The organism is Nonomuraea sp. AD125B (genome assembly GCF_041402765.1).
GTDB lineage: Bacteria > Actinomycetota > Actinomycetes > Streptosporangiales > Streptosporangiaceae > Nonomuraea > Nonomuraea bangladeshensis.
In genome coordinates this window covers 555043-572461 of sequence record NZ_JBGLOU010000001.1, presented here as the reverse complement: position 1 = coordinate 572461, position 17419 = coordinate 555043, and the positions used below count along the sequence as shown (strand labels likewise).

Sequence of the window (17419 nt, the reverse complement as noted above, 5' to 3'; positions counted from 1 at the left end):
GTCAGCGGGAGGCGGCCAGGCGGTTGGTGAGCAGCGCCTCCATGACGGCCTGCGCGGCGGGCAGCAGGTTGGCGGCCTGGGCGAGCACCCGCGAGGCGGGCCCGTCCACGACGGCGGCCTCGACCTCGGCCCCGCGGCGGAGCGGCAGGTGGTGCAGGAAGATCGGGTCGGGCCCGGCGGCGGCGAGCAGGTCGGGGGTGACCCGGTAGGGGGCGAGCGCCGCCGTCGCCGCCGTGGAGACGGGCCAGGCGCCGGTGCAGACCGCGTCGGCCTCCTTGACCGCCTCGTACGGGTCGGGGGTGACGATCACCTTCCCGCCGCCGCCGGAGGCGGCCTCCTCGGCCCTGGCCAGGACGGCGGGGTCCGGTCCCGCGTCTTCCGGAGCCGCGACGGCGAGGGTCAGGCCGGTCAGGGCGACGGCCTCGATGAGGCTGTGGGTGACGTTCGAGGCCGGGCCGACGCAGGCGAGCTTGCGGCCCCGCAGGTCGCCGAGGTGCTCGCGGAGCGTCATGAGGTCGGCGAGGGTCTGGAGCGGGTGGTGGTCGTCGGTCAGCGCGTTGAGCACCGGCACGTGCGCCGCCCGCGCGAACCTGACCGCCTCGGCGTCGTCGCTGATCTGCAGGACCACGAGCGCCGTGTACGCGCCGATCATCTGGGACGGCTCGCCCAGGCGCCCTTCGCGGCCACGCCCCCGCGTGCCGGGCCCGGCGTGCAGCGGCGTCCCTCCCAGCCGGGCGACGGCGGTCTCGATCGGCACGCGGATCCGGGCGCACGGCCGCGTGCAGTACATCAGCACGGTACGCCGGCGCAGCAGCCCGGGCGCCGCGAGCGGCCGGGCCTTGAAGTGGTCGGCACGGTCGAGCAGGAACCGCAGCTCGTGCCGGTCCAGGTCGGCGATGCGCAGCAGGTGCCTCACAGAAGCCGCTCCTCTCGGCGGGCGACGCGGGCGAAGGGGGTTCGCCATCCCAGCACACCACTGGGCCTACCCACGAGTACGGAGGCTAAGGAATCCAAATGGACGGACTTTCGTCCCTACGGCAGCCGGAAGGTGAAAACGCAGGTGCCGGAGGGGATGGAGGCGGTCAGGCGGACCCGATGGACGGTCTCCGGGCGGCCGTCGTGGCCGCGCACCTCCAGTTCTTCCGGCGAGGCGCGCCACGGTTCGGGCACGCGGAGCGTCACCGGCCCCCACGAGACCGTTCCCCGGCCCACGACCGGGCGGCGGCGCGAGACGAACACCTCCTCCACCCGGCACTCCCCGCCGTGGAAGGTGAAGGCGTCGGCGACGTCGAGCCGGCCGGGACGCCAGGTGAAGGTGCGGACGAGGCGGGCCAGGCGCGGCGTGCCGTACGCGGCGCTGAGGTCGAGGGCGAGCAGCAGCGGATCGCCGGGGGCGTGCGCGACGACCCGCGCGGCGCGTTCCCGCCCCGGGAGCTGGGCCGCGCCGTCGATCAGGGGGACCGAGTGCCAGTCCGCGGCGGCCTGCGGGGTGCGGTAGCGGAGCGGGCCGAAGTAGTCGCGGGTGTACTCGGGCGCGCCGAGGTCGTCCAGGATCGGCTCGCCGCCCGCGCACAGGACGAAGTGGCCGAGGTCGAGGTGGTTGTGCGGCTCGTCGTTGTGGCCGCCTTTCGCGGCGAACGCGCTCCCCTCCGTGCGGGCGGCGACGATCCCGGCGTGCGGAAGGAACGCCTGCGGGGCCGGCGGGCGGCGGGCCGCGCCGGTGGTCCACCAGAGGGTACGGCTGAGGTGCGCCCAGCGGTAGCAGGGGTCGTCGTGGAAGGACGGCCCGTCCCCCGGCCGGGCGGGCACGGGGACGTCCAGGCGTACGGCCAGCCGGTCGAGCAGCCCGGCCGGGTACGTCCCGTGCCCGGTCGCGTCGGCGAAGGCCGGGCGGTGGCCGCCGCCGAGGTCGATGGCCGCGGGGTAGGCGGCCATGGCGCGTACGTGGGCGCGTACGTGGGGGTCGTCGAGCAGGTCGCGGCCGGTGCGTGCGCGCAGCGCCTCGGCGAAGTAGACGAAATACCCGAAACCGTAGGCCCAGTAGTCGGCGCCCTCCAGGCAGGCGCCGTCGGGGGCGACCCCTGACCGGTACGACGCCAGGGCCGCCTCGACGCGGGGCAGCAGGACGGGCAGCCGGTCGGAGTCCAGGGCCAGGGCGGCCATCCCGGCGGCGCCGGCGCAGACGGCGGCCCAGTTGTGCGCGCACGTCTCCCACCACCAGCGGCGCTCCTGCACGGGCGCGAGGACGCGCCGGTCCACCTCGTCCCGGACGCGGGCGCTGATGGCCGGCGCGATCCGGTCTCCCAGGAGGGTGACCGCCTCGGCCAGGGTGTGGGCGGTCTCGGCGGCGAACAGGTCCACGTGCCGGCCCCGGTCCGCCGGGTCGTCGCCGTCCGGGGCGTGGGCGGGCAGGATCCAGGTGTGCTCGTCGCAGACGGACCCGAGAAGGGCGTCGAGCGCCGGGTCGGGACGGTCGTCCAGGTGAGCGGCGAGGAGCAGTGCGGCCAGGCGACGGCGCCGCTCGAAGTAGACGGCCTCGTACGCGAGCCGGTCACCGAACTCGGCGAAGCGCCGCCACAGGGAGAGGGTCAGCGCGGGCGCCTCCGTCTCCCGGGCCCGCACCGCCTCCACCCGAACCTCCCGCACGAACCGCTCCAGCACGGCAGGCAAGGGGGATGGGGCGGGCATCAGGCGATGTGGGGGAGGTCGGAGGGGTGGACGGCGCCGTGGAGGGGGTGGCCGTGGGCGAGGCGTTCGACCTCGGCGACGGCGAACTCGCCGAGCCGGCGCAGCTCCCGCCCCCGCGCCCCGCTGATGTGCGGGGTGACGAGCACGTTGGGCAGCCCGAGCAGCGGATGCCCCTGGGGCAGCGGCTCGGGCTCGGTCACGTCGAGCACGGCGCCGATGCGCCCGCTCGCGCAGTGCCGGACCAGGGCGGCGGTGTCGATCAGCGCGCCCCGGGCGGTGTTGACCACGACCGCGCCGTCCCGCAGCAGCGCGAGGCGACGCCCGTCGAGCAGGTGGCGGGTCTCCGGCAGCTCCGGCGCGTGCACGGTGACCAGTTCGGCCTGGCGGCACAGCTCGTCGAGCGGCACGTGCCTGGCGCCGAGGGCGGCGGCCTCGTCCGGCCCGACGTACGGGTCGCTGAGCAGGATGTCGGCCCCGTGCTCGCGCAGCCGCGCGATGACCAGCCGGCCCACCCGGGAGGCGCCGACGACGCCGACGGCCGCCCCGGTCAGCCCGCCGCCGTCGCCGGGGGTGGCCACGCCGGGCAGGGCGTCGCCGGACCAGCCGGCCGCCGCGTACGCCCGCGCCCGCGCGAACGCCTGCTTGGCGGCGAGGACGAGCATGGCGAGGGTGTAGTCGGCGACCGGCACCGCGTTGGCCGCCGCCGCCGAGGAGACCGCGATGCCGCGTTCGAAGACGGCCGGCGTCAGGTGCCCTTTGACGCTGCCGGCGGCGTGCACGACCGCGCGCAGGCGCGGCGCGGCGGCGAGCACGGCGGCGTCGATGCGCGGGCAGCCCCAGCCGGTGATGAGGATGTCGGCGTCGAGCGGGCCGTCGAAGGAGTCGATCACGCCCCCGGCGACCCCGGCCACGGCCGCGAGCCGGCGCATCAGGTCGCGAGGGAACAGCTCGGGCAGCAGGAGCGGCTGCATGGCGAACGCCACGCGCGGCATCATCCGGCCGTCACCCGGGTCGCCGCTCGGGCCGTCATCCAGGTCGTCGCTCCGGCCTGCGCTCCGGGCGTCGCCCGGCCTGTCGCTCGGGCCGTCGCCCAGGTCGTCACCCGGCCGGTCGCTCGGGCCGTCATCGCGACGCCACCGGCGGTCCGAGGCGGCGGACGGAGCCGCGGACGACGATGTGCGTGCCGAGGGTGAGGACGCACGCGCCCCCCACGCCGTCCGGGGCGCCGGTGGAGGGCGGGCCGGGGGTGAGGCGGCCGAGGGCCAGCCGGACCGCGGTGCGCCCGAGCTCGTCGTGGGGCAGGTGCACGGTGGTCAGCCCGAGGTCCTGCGCCGGGGGGACGTCGTCGTAGCCGACGATCGAGATGTCCTCGGGCACGCGCAGCCCGTGCTCGCGCAGCGCCTGGATGGCGCCGGCGGCCACCAGGTCGTTGCCGGCGAAGACGGCGGTGAAGGTCGGCGGGCCGGCGGCGAGGCGGCGGCGCATGGCGGCGTAGCCGGCCTCACGGTCGAACTCGGCCTCCACCTCCAGAGAGGGGTCGGCGGGGACGCCGTGCTCGGCGAGGGCGGCGCGGTAACCGGCCACGCGGCTGTCGGAGGTGGTGTGGCCGGGCCGCAGCCCGAGGTAGAGGATCCTGCGGTGGCCGGCCGACAGCAGGTGGGCGGTGACGGCGTGCGCGCCGCCGGTGTTGTCGAAGCCGACGACCAGCGCCGGCACCCCCTCCCCCAGCGGCGGCCGGCCGCACAGCACCAGGCGGGAGCCGGCGGCGGCGAGCGCGTGGGCGTACTCGGTCATGCGCTCGCGGTATTCGTCGTCGACGACCACGCTGCCGACGAGGATGACGGCCTCGGCCCGCTGCTCGCGCAGGAGCCGCACGATGGACAGCTCCCGGCCGGTGTCGCCGCCGGTGGTGCAGATGAGCGAGAGCCGTCCCTCCTGGGCGGCCTGTTCCTCGACGCCCTGGGCGATGAGCGCGTAGTAGGGGACGGCGACGCTGTTGACGACGATGGCGATGGCCCCGGGGCGGGCCGCGGACAGGGCGCGGGCGTGGGCGTTGGGGACGTAGTCGAGCTCGCGCACGGCCCGGACGACCTTGTTGCGGGTGGCGGCGAGCACCGGGTATTCGCCGCCGAGCACGCGGGACACCGTGGCCACCGAGACGCCGGCCCGCTTGGCCACGTCCCTGATGGTGACGCGGTTGGACGGGGTCATGCGGGCCTCCTGCTGGTAACCGGTTACCTGATCGCTGTCCTGGACGGTAAGAGATCCGCTTTCCGCCGTCAACCCCGCCTGCACCGCGATTGTAACGAAAAGTTAACAGCGTGTTGACTCGTCGCGTCGATCGCGTTTACCGTCCGGCTCACGACGTCTGAAGTAACCGGTTACCTGGCATCGGCCCCGATCCTTCCCCCCAGAGAGGTGGCCCCGATGGACGGACCACTCCCCCGGCCACTCACCCGGCGCGGACTGCTCAGAGGATCCGTGCTCTTCGTCGCCGGCGCCGCCGTCGCCGCCTGCGGCGGCGACCCCCTGGCCAAGACGAAATCCACGCCCGCCGGCGGCGCCCCGAAGATCACGCTCAACCACTGGTACCACGAGTACGGCGAGGAGGGCACCCAGCAGGCGGCGATGCGCTACGCGGCCGACTTCACCAAGGCCAACCCCGACATCGCGGTCAAGGTCTCGTGGATTCCCGGCGACTACGCCACCAAGTGGACCGCCGCCGTGCTGACCGCCGACGGACCGGACGTGTACGAGGTCAACGACGTCAGCCCCAATATGGTCAAGGCCGGCCAGGTGACGCCGCTGGACGAGGTGCTGGGCGCGGAGAAGTCCGACTTCGACCCGAAGGTGCTGGCGCCGTACACGTGGGGCGGTCAGGTCTACGCGGTGCCCATGATCATCGACCCGATGCTGCTGTTCTACCGCAAGTCCCTGTTCCAGAAGGCGGGGGTGGCGGTGCCGGGGAGCTTCGCCGAGCTGGTCGCGGCGGCGAAGAAGCTGACGGCGGGCAAGCAGAAGGGACTGTTCGCCGGCAACGACGGCGTCGGCGCGCTCAACACGATGGTGCCCTGGTCGAACGGCAACCTGCTGATCGACGACCGGAAGATCATCTACGACGACCCCCAGGTGGTCGAGGCGCTGGCCGGGCTGAAGGAGCTCTACGACGCCAAGACGACGCTGCAGGGCTACTCGACCGACTGGTGGGACCCGGGCGCGCTGATCAACGGCGCGGCGGCCATGCAGTGGGTGGGCCTGTGGGCGGTGCCCGGCATGACCGAGGCCCTGGGCGACGACTTCGACGCCTTCCCGCTGCCGGCGTTCGGGCCGGGCGGGCGCCCGGTGGTGAACATGGGCGGCTGGGTGCAGGTCGTCAACGGCAAGAGCCGCAACCTGGACGCGGCCAAGCGGTACGTGCGCTGGCTGTGGGTGGAGAACACCGCCGCGCAGACGGACTGGAGCCTCGCCTACGGCTTCCACGTGCCGCCGCGCATCAGCGCCGCCGCCAAGGCGGACAAGCTGACCAGCGGCCCGGCCAAGACCGTCATGGACGCGGTCGCCGCGCACGGCGTCAAGCAGCCGGCGCTCTGGACCGCCGAGGTGCGCCAGCCCTACACCGACGCCGTCACCGCGATCGTCAAGAAGGGCGCCGACCCGGAGAAGACGCTGGCCGAGGCGGCCAAACGCTCGCAGGACATCCTGGACAAGGTGCCCGTGCTATGACGACCCCGGCCGGCCTCGCCAGGCTGCGCACCGGCCGCTGGCCGGCCTGGCGCGCGTTCGTCCTGCTCACGCTGCCGATGGTGGCGGGGCTGTTCCTGTTCAAGTACGTCGCCATCGGCTGGGGGCTGCTGCTCAGCTTCAACGACGCCCGGGGCACGATCAGCCTGGGCTCCTGGAACGGGCTGGAGAACTACCGGCGGCTGCTGTCGGACCCGGCCTTCACCCGGTCGCTGGTGACGATCCTGCTGTTCACGCTGTTCATCGTGCCGGTGACGTTCGCGCTGGCGCTCGGGCTGGCGGTGCTGGTGAACCGGCTGCGGCGGGGGCGGGCGCTGTTCCGCACCACGTTCTTCGTGCCGGCGGCGGTGTCGTACGTGGTGGGCGCGCTGATCTGGAAGATGAGCCTGTTCAACGGCACGCCGTCCGGGGTGGCCAACAGCCTGGCCTATCTGCTGGGCCACGAGGACGCCATCGGCTGGGTCGCGACGGTCGATCCGCCGCTCTACTGGATCGTGCTGGTCACCGTGCGGCTGTGGCTGCAGACCGGGTTCTACATGATCCTGTTCCTGGCCGGGATCCAGCAGGTGCCCGCCCAGCTCTACGAGGCCGCGCGGGTGGACGGCGCGCACTCCGAGTGGACGCTGTTCCGGCACATCACCTGGCCCATGCTGCGCAACACGTCGGTGGCGGTCACGCTGCTGCTGATCATCAACGCGTTCCAGGCGTTCGACGAGTTCTACAACATCCTGGCCTCCAACCTGTCGGGGCTGGGCGGCGCGGACGGCCGCACGCCGCTGATCTACCTGTTCCAGACCGCGCTCGGCGAGCAGAACTACGGGGCCGGATCGGCGGGCGCGTTCGTGGTGACCGCGCTGATCGTGGCGTTCACGCTGCTGCAGGGGCGCTTCGCCGGGTTCGGCAGGACGGCCGAGGAGGAGGCCCGATGAGGAGGCTGCGGCTGGGCTCGTACGCGGCGGTGGTGGTCTTCGCGGTGCCGTTCCTGCTGCCGTTCTACCTGCTGGTCCGCAACGCGCTGATGACCAAGCGGGAGCTGGGCTCGCTCGACTGGCACTGGTGGCCGGAGACGGTGACGTTCCAGGGGTTCGCCGACGCCTTCGGCAACGACGCGGTGCCGCTCGCGCACGCGCTCGGGAACTCCACGCTGATCTCGGCGATCTCCGCGCCGCTCGCCACGCTGCTGGCCTCGATGGCCGGGTACGCGCTGGCCCGCATCCCGGTCGCGGCGGCGCGGCCGGTGTTCTTCTTCATCATCGCCACGATGATGGTGCCGGGTGCGGCCACGTTCATCCCGACGTTCGTCGTGGTCGGGTCGATGGGCGGGGTCAACACGCTGTGGGGGCTGATCGCGCCCGGCCTGTTCAGCGCGTTCGCGGTGCTGCTGTTCCGCGGCTTCTACCTGCGCTTCCCGCGCGAGCTGGAGGACGCGGGGCGGGTGGACGGCCTCGGCCATCTCGGGCTGTACGTCCGGCTGGCGCTGCCGAACTCGGGGGCGCTGTTCGCCTCGCTCGGCATCCTGTCGTTCATCGAGCACTGGAACGCGTTCCTGTGGCCGCTGGTGATCGGCCAGGACCCGGAGTACTGGACGGTGCAGGTCGCGCTGTCCACCAACCTCAACCAGCAGGCGCTCAACCTGCCCGCGCTGTTCGCCGGCGCGCTGGTGGCGATCCTGCCCCTCGTCGTGCTCTTCCTGGTCGCCCAGCGCTGGATCGTGCGGGGCGTCCTGCTCAGCGGAGTCAAAGGCTGATCCGAAGGAGCTTCCCATGTCCCGTGTGCTGCCCCTGCTGGCCGGGCTGTTACTCGTCCTGCTGCCCGCGCCGCCCGCACGCGCCGCGCCCATGAACGCGCCCGTGACCGTGCCGGTGGGCGCGCCGTTCACCGACACCTCGGGCGGCGCGCTGCACGCGCACGGCGGCGGGGTGCTCAAGGTCGGCTCGTACTACTACTGGTTCGGCGAGAACCGCAACGCCGACGGCACCTTCCGCTACGTCTCCGCCTACCGGTCGGCGGACCTGCGCAACTGGGAGTTCAGGAACCACGTGCTCACCCAGTCCAGCGCGGCCGAGCTGCAGGTGGCCAACATCGAGCGGCCGAAGGTGATGTACAACGCGGCGACCGGCCGGTTCGTCATGTGGATGCACAAGGAGAACGGCAGCGACTACGGCGAGGCGCGGGCCGCGGTCGCCGTGTCGGCCACGGTGGACGGGAACTACACCTACCTGCGGAGTTTCCGGCCGCTCGGGCACATGTCCCGCGACATCACGACCTTCACCGACACCGACGGCGCGGGTTACATGATCTCGGCCGCGGACGAGAACTACGACCTGCACGTCTACCGGCTGAGCGCCGACTTCACCGACGTCGCGTCGCTGGTGCGGGTGTGGGACGGCGACCACCGGGAGGCCCCTGCGCTGTTCAAGCGGGGCGGCGTGTACTTCATGCTGACCTCGGGCGCCACCGGCTGGCAGCCCAACCAGGCCAGGTACGCCACCGCCACCTCCATCACCGGCTCCTGGAGCGCCTGGCAGGACGTCGGCGACGCGACCACCTTCGGCTCGCAGCCGGCGTACGTGCTGCCGGTGCAGGGCACCTCCGGCACCTCGTACCTGTATCTGGGCGACCGGTGGGCCGGGGCGTGGGGCGGGCCGGTCAACGACTCGCGCTACGTGTGGCTGCCGATCCAGTTCCCCTCCGCGACGTCGATGAGCCTGTCGTACGCGCGGGAGCTGACGATCGACGCGGCGGCCGGCACGATCACCGCCGTGGGCTCCGGCCACGACCGGCTGACCGTGCGCCACTCGGGCAAGTGCGCCGACGTGCGCAACGCCTCCGGCGCGAACCTGACCGCCGTCATCCAGTACACCTGCGGCTCCGGCTTCAACCAGCAGTGGCGCGTCCAGTCCGTGAGCGGCGGCTACGTGCAGGTGGTCGCCAGGCACTCGGGCAAGTGCCTGGACGTGAACGGGCAGAGCACCGCCGACGGGGCCGCGATCCAGCAGTACGCCTGCGGCTCGGGCGCCAACCAGCAGTGGTCGGTGCAGGACGCGGGCGGCGGGTACGTACGGCTGGTGGCCAGGCACTCGGGCAAGTGCGCGGACCTGCCGTCGTCGTCGCAGGCCGACGACGTGCAGTTCAAGCAGTATCCGTGCAACGGCGGCCAGAACCAGCAGTTCCTGCGCACCCCGCTGTAGGGGTGCCTCGTCCCCAGAAGTGGTCATGACCTGGTAAAAGGCCCACCCCCGCCCGAATCGGCACAATTTGTGACGATACAGTGACGAATTGTGAACGAGAAGCTCGTGGAAATAGCCTGGCCCGGCCTCGGTATCACCGTGGCCGCCGAACTCGACCAGCGGAACCCGGCCCTCGCGCAGTGCTTCTGGGACGCGTTGCCGTACCGGAGCCTGCAGGGCCACGCCCTGGTCGCCGGCCACCACCTCTACCACGTCGCACCGGTCCACTCGCTGCTGCACGCGCCCGCGGAGCACCGCGTGGACCGGCGCACCGTCCCCGACGGGACGCTGTTCGGCTCTCGCCTGCAGCACCTCGGCATCAAGTACGGCGAGCTCACCGAACCCATGACCGCCACGCCCATCGGCCAGGTGCTGCCGGAGCACCTGGACGGCCTGATCGAGGCGGGCCGCGAGGTCTGGCGGGCCGTCTACACCACCAAGGAGCCGGTCATCGCCGAGGTGCGCCGCGCCGGCGAGAGCGGCGGGCACCGGCTGCCCCGGCTCCCGGTCGGCGACCCGCAGGTCAACGCGCTCATCTCGGACGTGCACGCCGAGACCGAACGCATCTGGCTCGACCCGCCGCGCGAGCTGGTGGACCTGCACGAAGGCCGCATCGCCTCCCGCGCGGGAAGCTACGAGACGGTCCTGACCACGCTGCTGTTCGTCAACGGCGAGACCCGCCCGCTCGGCTACAGCTGCTACGGCGGCCTCGTCCGGGCGGCCATCGAGGGCATGCCGATGCCGTGGCTGCGGCAGATGACCCGGCTGCTGGCCCACACCCCGGCGGAGTTCCTCGGCTACTGCGGCCTGGACACGCTGTGGGGGTTCACCCGGCGGCTCCTGGACAACCTCGACCGCATCAACGACCACGTCGACTTCATGTCGGTGATGGCCACCATGGCCCTCTACTGCAACTGCCTCGGCGGATGGAACCTGCACCTGTTCCCGTGGGAGGCGGGCGACAGCCTGCGCCGCGTGGAGGCCCACGTATGACCGACACGCGCGTGGCGGTGATCGGCGGCGGCGTCATCGGCCTGTCGATCGCCTACCATCTCGCGGAGGCCGGAGTCGAGACGACGCTGCTCGAACGCGGCGCGCTCGGCTCCGGCGCCTCGCGGGCCACCGCCGACGTGGTCCGGTCGTACTTCGCCGGCAACCCCGTCAGCTCGGCGCTGGCCGTACGGAGCCTTGCGGCCTACCGGGACTTCCCGGTCCGGCCGGGGGCCGACCTGCCGCTGCGGCAGGTCGGCTACCTCGTCCTGTTCTCCACGCCCGAGCAGGTCGCCGCCTTCGAGGCCGACCTGCCCGCGCAGCGGCGGGCGGGTGTGGACGTGGGGCTCATCGGCGTGGAGGAGGCCAGGGAGCGCAACCCGCTCATCGGCGACCTCCCGCTGCTGGCCGCCGCCTGGTCGCCGCAGGCGTACGTCTCCGACACCGCCGCCATCGTCACGGCCTACGCCGAGGCGGCCCGGCGCTCCGGCGCCACGCTGATCACCGACCGCCCGGTCTCGAGGATCGACTCCTCGGCCGGGCGGGTGTTCACCGAGGACGGCGGCGAGCTGACGGCCGAGGCGGTCATCTGCGCGGCCGGCGCCTGGTCGCCCGCCCTCGTCCGCGGCGCGGGCGTGGACCTGCCGATGACCGAGCCCATCGAGCAGGAGCTGCTGCTCACCGATCCGCTGCCGCCCGGCACGCCGGAGATCCCGTGCACGCTGCACGCGGCGAGCGGCCTGCTGTCGCGGACCCGCGGCGACCGGCTGCTCGTCGGCATGGGGTATCCGGGTCCCGACCGGGAGGCGTGGCGGCGCGAGGTGGCGGAGCGGTTCGCCGAGGTGTACCCGGGCCTGTCGGGGCTGGGCCTGCGCCCGGCCGTCACCGGGCTGCGCGACGCCAGCCCGGACCGGCGCGCCTTCATCGGCCACCTGCCGGGGCCGCCGGCGTTCCTGTACGCCACCGGCTTCTCCGGGCACGGCCTGTGCAACGCGCCGGCCGCCGGCGAGCTCGTCCGCGACCTCTACCTCGACCAGGACCCCGGCATCGACGTGACCGCGTTCGCGGTCGGCAGACAACGAACGGGATGACCCATGACCGAGCTCGTGCGTTTCATCATCGATCCCGCGGCGCCGGACCCGCACGCCGACAACGACCGGCTGCGCGCGGCCGGGCCGCTCGTGCCGGTGACCGCCGAGGGCGTGGACGCCTGGGCGGCCACCAGGTACGCGACCCTGATGACCGTCCTCACCCATCCCGACCTCACGAGGGAGATCCAGTACTGGGACCCGCTGGAACGTTCCACACTGCCGCCGGGGACCGCCATCGACCGCATCGTCACCGACATCTCCATGCTGAACGCCGACGGCGAGGAGCACCGGCGGCTGCGCGCGCCGCTCGCCGCCGGCTTCACCCCGCGCCGGGTGCAGGGCCTGCGGCCCAAGATCGAGGCGCTGACCGCCGCGCTGATCGACGACCTCGCCACCCTGCCGGCCCACGAGCCCGTGGACCTGCGGGCGCGCTTCGCCTATCCGCTGCCGCGTGACGTCATCTCCGAGATGATCGGCATCCCGCCGGCCCATCAGGAGCGGATGCACGAGCTGACCGACGCCGTCGCGCACGTCAGCGAGGACCTGGCGGACGGCCCGCGGGTGCGCGAGGAGCTGCACGCGCTGCTGCACCGGATCATCGAGGAGCGGCGGCGCTCGCCCGGCGAGGACATCATCACCGACCTCATCAGGCTGCGCGAGCAGGACGGCGGCAGGCTCTCGGAGGACGAGCTGTTCGCCACCATCGACCTGCTGTTCATCGCCGGCCACGTGACGACGGTCAACCTCATCACCAACGCCGTCGGCGCCCTGCTGCACACGCCCGGCCAGCTCGCCCTGCTGCGCTCGGGGAAGTGCCCGTTCAGCGCGGCCGTGGAGGAGACGCTGCGCTGGGACTCGCCGATCGCCTACTTCCCGTTCCGGTACGCCAAGCGCGACGTCGAGATCGACGGCGTGCACCTGCGGGCGGGCGAGGCCGTGCTGGCCTGCTTCGCCTCCTCCGGACGGGACCCGGAGCAGTTCGGCCAGGACGCCGACCGCTTCGACCTCACCGATCCGCCGGCCTCGCACCTGGCCTTCGGGCACGGGCCGCACTTCTGCCTGGGCGCGCCGCTGGCCCGGCTGGAGGCGGAGATCGCGTTGCGGGCCCTGTTCACGGCCTTCCCGGCCATCAGGGCCGCCGGGCCACGGGAGGAGTTGCGCCAGATCGACACGCTGCTCGGCAACAGCACCCGTACGATGCCGGTCGTCCTCGGGCCCCGCGCCCGGTAGCCGGCGGCGGCCGGGACGCCGGAGCGGCTCCGGCGTCCCGGCCGTCCCCGGGGGCGGTAGCCTCTTACCGTGTCTCAGCCCGATCTGCGCGCTCCGATGCGCCTGGCGACCACCATCCGCCCCTACGACTGGGGGTCGGTGACGGCCCTTCCCGAGTTGTTCGGCACGGAGCCGACCGGGCAGCCGCAGGCCGAGCTCTGGATGGGCGCCCACCCCGGCGCGCCCTCCACCGTCGGGGGCGTCCCGCTCGACGCCGTCATCGCCGCCGACCCGGCCGCCGCACTCGGCCCCGGCACCGCCGCGCGCTTCGGCGGGCGGCTCCCCTACCTGCTCAAGATCCTGGCCGTGGCCCGCCCGCTGTCGCTGCAGGTGCACCCCAGCGCCGGGCAGGCCCGCGCCGGCTACGCCGCGGAGAACGCGCGCGGCATCCCGCTCGACGCCCGCGAGCGCACCTACAAGGACGACGCGCACAAGCCCGAGATGGTGTGCGCCGTCACGCCGTTCCACGGGCTGTGCGGCTTCCGCTCCCCCGCCGCCACCGCCGGCCTGCTCGACCGGCTCGGCGTGCCCGGCCTGCGCCCCTGGATCGGCGCGCTGCGCGACGGCGAGCCCGCCACGGCCCTGCGGACGGTCTTCGCCGAGATGCTCGCCGACGCGGCCGCGCCGCTGCGCGCGGAGGTCGAGCGCGCCCTGCTCGCCGCCGGCGACCCCGAGCTGGCTCCGTACGCGGAGATCGCCCGCGCCTGCCCGGGCGACCGCGGCGTGACCGCCGCCCTGCTGCTGCACCACGTCGAGCTGGCCCCCGGCGAAGCCCTCTACCTGGGTGCCGGCGTGCCGCACGCCTACCTCGGCGGCGTGGCCGTCGAGATCATGGCCAACTCCGACAACGTGCTGCGCTGCGGCCTGACCTCCAAGCACATCGACGTGCCCGAGCTGATGCGGGTGGTCGGCTTCGCGCCCGGCGAGCCGCACCGGGTCGCCGCCGAGCCGGGCGGTCCCGGCGAGCACCGCTACCTGCCGCCCGCGCCGGAGTTCGCCCTGGCCCGGCACGAGCTCGACGGCGAGCGGGCGCACGAGCTGCCCGGCGGCGTGCCGCAGATCGTGGTCTGCGTCGAGGGCGAGGCCCGGCTGGCCGGAGCCACGGCGCTGCGCCCCGGAGAGTCGGCTTTCATCCCCGCGGAGGTTTCGACCACCCGCCTTGAGGGTAAGGGGACGGCCTACCGGGCGGCCCCAGGAGCTTGAAAACCGGGCATGCTTGACAAACCGGGCATCTCGACGATGCAGCTTGATCCGCGGCGAACAGTGCCGTAGGTCCCGGTGCCCGCGGCCCTTCGCCACTACCCCCAGGTTCCGCCGCCCGGCCATCATCATGGTGTCCCCGCTCATCGGAGGTGAACCGATCATGGTTGGCGGTCGCATGCTCATGGAGGCGCCGGCTCTCGACGTCGAACTGCTGGCGGTCAAGAAGCGGCTCGCCGAGCTGGAGGAGCAGGTGCGCACGCTCAGCGCGGCGAACCTGGCCCTCGTCCGCGCGATGGAAGGGCTCGACGAGCGCGTACGCGCCCGCGAGGACGATCGTCCCCTGGCCCCCACTCCCTGAGACCTCCCGGCCCTCGGGCGTCAGGGGCGCCGGCGAGCCCTGATGACGTAGTCCACGTGGGCGCCGGGGGTGCCGTCGGGCGCGGTGCGCTCGCGGGTGAACTCCTCGCAGGTCAGCACCTCCCACCCGGGCCCGGTCAGCTCGACCGCGTCGAGGACGTCGCCCGGCGTCGGGAAGGCGACCTCGACGGGCGGCTTCTCCACCCAGGACGGCCAGCCCAGGTGCCCGATGATCAGCAGCGTCCCGCCGGGGACGACGGCCGCGGCGGCCTTGCGCAGGACCTCCTCGCGCGGCAACTGCACCGGGGAGTGCAGGTAGCTCGCGCTCACCAGGTCGTAGGAGCCGTCGGGGAAGGACGTCGCCAGGTCGTGGCGGCGCCACTCGATCCGGTCGGCCACGCCCGCCCGCTCCGCCTCCTCGGCGGCGCGGTCCAGCGCCACCTGGGAGATGTCGGCGGCGGTGACCCGCCAGCCGCGCTGGGCCAGCCAGACGGCGTCGGCTCCCTCGCCGCAGCCGAGGTCGAGCGCGCGGCCGGACGGCAGGTCCGCGGCCTCGCGGACGAGGGCGACGTTGGGCGCGCCGCTCCAGATGCGGTCCTGCTCGCCGTAACGGCCGTCCCAGAACTCCTCCGCCGTGACCCCTTCCGGCACCTCGAATCCGCTGTTCCCGTGACCGTGCCCATGCCCGTGACCGTGACCGTGCTGGTTCTGGGCGGTCGCGCGGAGTGCGGCGACCGCCTGACGGTTCTCCTGCTCGATCAGGTCCGCGTTGATGGCCGCCCCCGCCCGTACGCCGCCCGCCGCCGCGGCGATGACCTGGTCGGTCACGTTGACGGCGTTGCCCGCCACCCACACGCCCGGCACGCGGGTGGCGCCGGTCGCGTCCCCGGGGACGTGGGTGCCGATCACGTGCCCGGCCATGACCAGCTCCTCCGTCTCCAGTCCCAGGCCGGGCAGCAGGTCGGCGCGGGCGCTGAGCCGGGAGCCGACGGCGAGCGCCTCGCACGGCACCAACCGCCCGCCGTCCAGCCGCACCCCGATCAGCCGGTCCCCGTCGACCTCCAGACCGGCCACCCGCTCCTCGACCACGGTGACGCCCCGCGCGGCCAGCTTCTCGCGCTGCTCGTCGTCCGGCCGGGGCCCGTCGTGCAGGAAGAACGTCACCCGCTCGCTCCACTGCCGCCACAGCAGCGCCTGGTGCACCCCCAGCGGCCCGGTGGACAGCACCCCGATGGCCCGGTCACGCACCTCCCACCCGTGGCAGTACGGGCAGTGCAGCACGTCCTTGCCCCACCGGTCGGCGAGGCCCGGCACGTCCGGCAGCTCGTCCACCAGGCCGGTGGCCAGCAGCAGCCGCTCGGCCACGACCGCCGTCCCGTCCGCCAGCGTCACCCGGAACGGGCCCGGCTCGTCGCCGCCCAGGTGCTCGGCCGCGACGACGGTCCCGGTGACGATCTCGCCGCCGTACCCGGCGACCTCCTCGCGGCCGGCGGCCAGCAACTCGTGCGGCGGCACGCCCTCCCTGGTCAGGAAGGTGTGCACGCCCTCGGCGGGGGCGTTGCGCGGCCGGCCCGCGTCCACGACCAGCACCTTGCGCCGCGCCCGGCCCAGGGTCAGCGCCCCGCTCAGCCCGGCGGCCCCGCCGCCCACGATCACCACGTCGTACTTCGTGTTCACCACTTCGGCTCCTTCTACGTCGCCTTGTGAGGTCAACTGTCCGCGATCAGCGGCCGAATTGACAAACTTCGTTGCCGGAATGGCAAAATCGAAAGGGTGGAGGACCTCGACGAGACACTGCAGTCGGTGGGGCCGCGGCTGCGCGCCCTGCGCCAGGAGCGCGACGTGACGCTGGCGGAGCTGTCGAAGAGCACCGGCATCTCGGTCAGCACGCTGTCGCGGCTGGAGTCCGGGCACCGCAAGCCCACCCTGGAGCTGCTGCTGCCGCTGGCCCGCGCCCACCAGGTGCAGCTCGACGAGCTGGTGGGCGCGCCCGTCACCGGCGATCCGCGGGTGACCATGCGGCCGGTCAAGCGCAACGGCGTGACCTGGATCCCGCTGAGCCGGAGCCCCGGCGGGCTGCAGGCGGTCAAGCTGATCTACCCGCCCGGCTGGCCGGGCTTCGTGCCCGAGCAGAAGGTCCACGAGGGCTACGACTGGCTGTACGTGCTCTCGGGGCGGCTGCGGCTGCTGCTCGGCCCGCACGAGGTGGTCCTCAAGGCGGGCGAGGCGGCCGAGTTCGACACCCGCACCCCGCACGCCTTCCAGAACGTGGGCGACGAGCCGGCCGAGGTGCTGGCCCTGTTCGGGCCGCAGGGCGAGCGCATGCACGTACGCGCCCGTCCTGCTCCGAAATAGCCTCGGACGGTCAGCCGCGGGTGTCGTCGGTGCCGAAGCCGTCCAGCGCCTGGCGCTCCTCGGCGGTCTGCAACTCCTGGAAGACGGTGATGTGCAGGCCGCCCGGCGCGTCGAGCCGGGCGTTCAGCGACTGCCACGGGGTGACGGTCGGCGGCGCCACCTCGCTCGCGCCGGCCGCCACCAGCCGCTCGGTCGTGCCGCGCGAGTCGTCCACCTCGAACGCCACCCGGAGCTTGGGCGCGACCTGCCGCCCCACCTCGACCTCGTCGATCATCTTCTTCTGCGCCGGGTTGGCGATCTCCAAGGTGGCCCGGCCGGCGTCGAGGATCGCCACCCGTGCGCCGTCACCGGTGGAGAAGGCCGCCTCCTCGGGCAGCCCCAGGACGTCCCGGTAGAAGGCCAGCGCGGCCTCGTAGTCCTCGGCCTCGACCACCAGGCGAAGCTGGCGGACCGGGCCGCGGCCCTCGGCGTTCGTGCTCAATGCGTGCTCCTCAG

Annotated in this window: 16 protein-coding genes; 10 read left to right on the top strand and 6 right to left on the bottom strand. The window is 73.5% G+C overall.

Translation table 11 applies throughout. The annotated features are described in order from the left end of the window. Position 1: 1 nt before the first annotated feature. The 4 genes from ACBR40_RS02585 to ACBR40_RS02570 form a co-directional block, all read right to left on the bottom strand. The gene (locus ACBR40_RS02585; RefSeq protein WP_371247214.1) at positions 2-916 is read right to left on the bottom strand and encodes an ornithine carbamoyltransferase; all 915 of its coding nucleotides are present in this window, start codon (positions 914-916) and stop codon (positions 2-4) included. 116 nt (positions 917-1032) lie between these two features. Next, a complete protein-coding gene (locus ACBR40_RS02580; protein WP_371247213.1) occupies positions 1033-2688 on the bottom strand; it encodes a heparinase II/III family protein in 1656 nt (551 codons plus the stop codon). Continuing rightward, positions 2688-3680: a hydroxyacid dehydrogenase gene (locus ACBR40_RS02575; protein ID WP_371247575.1), complete on the bottom strand. Its 993-nt coding sequence runs from the start codon at positions 3678-3680 to the stop codon at positions 2688-2690. Before ACBR40_RS02575 ends, ACBR40_RS02580 begins: the two co-directional genes overlap by 1 nt. Before the next feature lie 130 nt (positions 3681-3810). Continuing rightward, positions 3811-4899: a LacI family DNA-binding transcriptional regulator gene (locus tag ACBR40_RS02570; protein WP_371247212.1), complete on the bottom strand. Its 1089-nt coding sequence runs from the start codon at positions 4897-4899 to the stop codon at positions 3811-3813. 216 nt (positions 4900-5115) lie between these two features. On the opposite strand from ACBR40_RS02570, the gene ACBR40_RS02565 reads away from it, so the two are divergent. The 9 genes from ACBR40_RS02565 (at position 5116) to ACBR40_RS02525 (ending at position 14570) form a co-directional block, all read left to right on the top strand. Then, positions 5116-6411 (top strand): ABC transporter substrate-binding protein, encoded by a 1296-nt coding sequence (locus ACBR40_RS02565; protein ID WP_371247211.1) that lies wholly within the window; start codon positions 5116-5118, stop codon positions 6409-6411. Then, positions 6408-7358, top strand: coding sequence for a carbohydrate ABC transporter permease (locus ACBR40_RS02560; RefSeq protein WP_371247210.1), 951 nt, complete (start codon positions 6408-6410; stop codon positions 7356-7358). Before ACBR40_RS02565 ends, ACBR40_RS02560 begins: the two co-directional genes overlap by 4 nt. Beyond that, on the top strand, positions 7355-8176 hold the full coding sequence (locus ACBR40_RS02555) for a carbohydrate ABC transporter permease (RefSeq protein WP_344219231.1): 822 nt from the start codon (positions 7355-7357) through the stop codon (positions 8174-8176). Before ACBR40_RS02560 ends, ACBR40_RS02555 begins: the two co-directional genes overlap by 4 nt. A gap of 16 nt (positions 8177-8192) precedes the next feature. Continuing rightward, the gene (locus ACBR40_RS02550) at positions 8193-9620 is read left to right on the top strand and encodes an RICIN domain-containing protein (RefSeq protein WP_371247209.1); all 1428 of its coding nucleotides are present in this window, start codon (positions 8193-8195) and stop codon (positions 9618-9620) included. 90 nt (positions 9621-9710) lie between these two features. Further along, positions 9711-10652 carry a hypothetical protein gene (locus tag ACBR40_RS02545; RefSeq protein WP_364452087.1) on the top strand — a complete coding sequence of 314 codons (942 nt, stop codon included), beginning with the start codon at positions 9711-9713 and terminating at the stop codon, positions 10650-10652. Next, positions 10649-11740: an FAD-dependent oxidoreductase gene (locus tag ACBR40_RS02540; protein ID WP_344219237.1), complete on the top strand. Its 1092-nt coding sequence runs from the start codon at positions 10649-10651 to the stop codon at positions 11738-11740. Before ACBR40_RS02545 ends, ACBR40_RS02540 begins: the two co-directional genes overlap by 4 nt. Positions 11741-11743: 3 nt before the next feature. Beyond that, positions 11744-12970 (top strand): cytochrome P450, encoded by a 1227-nt coding sequence (locus ACBR40_RS02535; protein ID WP_344219239.1) that lies wholly within the window; start codon positions 11744-11746, stop codon positions 12968-12970. A gap of 69 nt (positions 12971-13039) precedes the next feature. Continuing rightward, a complete protein-coding gene (gene manA / locus ACBR40_RS02530) occupies positions 13040-14212 on the top strand; it encodes a mannose-6-phosphate isomerase, class I (protein WP_371247208.1) in 1173 nt (390 codons plus the stop codon). 160 nt (positions 14213-14372) lie between these two features. Further along, positions 14373-14570, top strand: a complete 198-nt coding sequence (locus ACBR40_RS02525) for a hypothetical protein (protein ID WP_344219242.1) — start codon at positions 14373-14375, stop codon at positions 14568-14570. 20 nt (positions 14571-14590) lie between these two features. Here the strand turns inward: ACBR40_RS02525 and ACBR40_RS02520 are convergent, their stop codons facing one another. Continuing rightward, the gene (locus ACBR40_RS02520) at positions 14591-16249 is read right to left on the bottom strand and encodes an FAD-dependent oxidoreductase (RefSeq protein ID WP_371247207.1); all 1659 of its coding nucleotides are present in this window, start codon (positions 16247-16249) and stop codon (positions 14591-14593) included. Positions 16250-16342: 93 nt separating this feature from the next. Here ACBR40_RS02520 and ACBR40_RS02515 point away from each other — a divergent pair, with 93 nt between their 5' ends. Further along, positions 16343-16924 carry an XRE family transcriptional regulator gene (locus tag ACBR40_RS02515; RefSeq protein ID WP_329576275.1) on the top strand — a complete coding sequence of 194 codons (582 nt, stop codon included), beginning with the start codon at positions 16343-16345 and terminating at the stop codon, positions 16922-16924. A 10-nt stretch (positions 16925-16934) separates the two neighbouring features. Here the strand turns inward: ACBR40_RS02515 and ACBR40_RS02510 are convergent, their stop codons facing one another. Further along, entirely contained in the window at positions 16935-17405 is a 471-nt protein-coding gene (locus tag ACBR40_RS02510; protein ID WP_344219248.1) for a VOC family protein, read from the bottom strand. Positions 17406-17419 lie beyond the last annotated feature (14 nt).

Excerpts from the sequence above, each read along its gene's own strand:
- ACBR40_RS02580 (WP_371247213.1), bottom strand. The coding sequence starts at position 2,688 with ATGCCCGCCCCATCCCCCTTGCCTGCCGTGCTGGAGCGGTTCGTGCGG.
- ACBR40_RS02575 (WP_371247575.1), bottom strand. The coding sequence starts at position 3,680 with ATGCCGCGCGTGGCGTTCGCCATGCAGCCGCTCCTGCTGCCCGAGCTG.
- ACBR40_RS02570 (WP_371247212.1), bottom strand. The coding sequence starts at position 4,899 with ATGACCCCGTCCAACCGCGTCACCATCAGGGACGTGGCCAAGCGGGCC.
- ACBR40_RS02565 (WP_371247211.1), top strand. The coding sequence starts at position 5,116 with ATGGACGGACCACTCCCCCGGCCACTCACCCGGCGCGGACTGCTCAGA.
- ACBR40_RS02560 (WP_371247210.1), top strand. The coding sequence starts at position 6,408 with ATGACGACCCCGGCCGGCCTCGCCAGGCTGCGCACCGGCCGCTGGCCG.
- ACBR40_RS02555 (WP_344219231.1), top strand. The coding sequence starts at position 7,355 with ATGAGGAGGCTGCGGCTGGGCTCGTACGCGGCGGTGGTGGTCTTCGCG.
- ACBR40_RS02550 (WP_371247209.1), top strand. The coding sequence starts at position 8,193 with ATGTCCCGTGTGCTGCCCCTGCTGGCCGGGCTGTTACTCGTCCTGCTG.
- ACBR40_RS02540 (WP_344219237.1), top strand. The coding sequence starts at position 10,649 with ATGACCGACACGCGCGTGGCGGTGATCGGCGGCGGCGTCATCGGCCTG.
- ACBR40_RS02535 (WP_344219239.1), top strand. The coding sequence starts at position 11,744 with ATGACCGAGCTCGTGCGTTTCATCATCGATCCCGCGGCGCCGGACCCG.
- ACBR40_RS02525 (WP_344219242.1), top strand. The coding sequence starts at position 14,373 with ATGGTTGGCGGTCGCATGCTCATGGAGGCGCCGGCTCTCGACGTCGAA.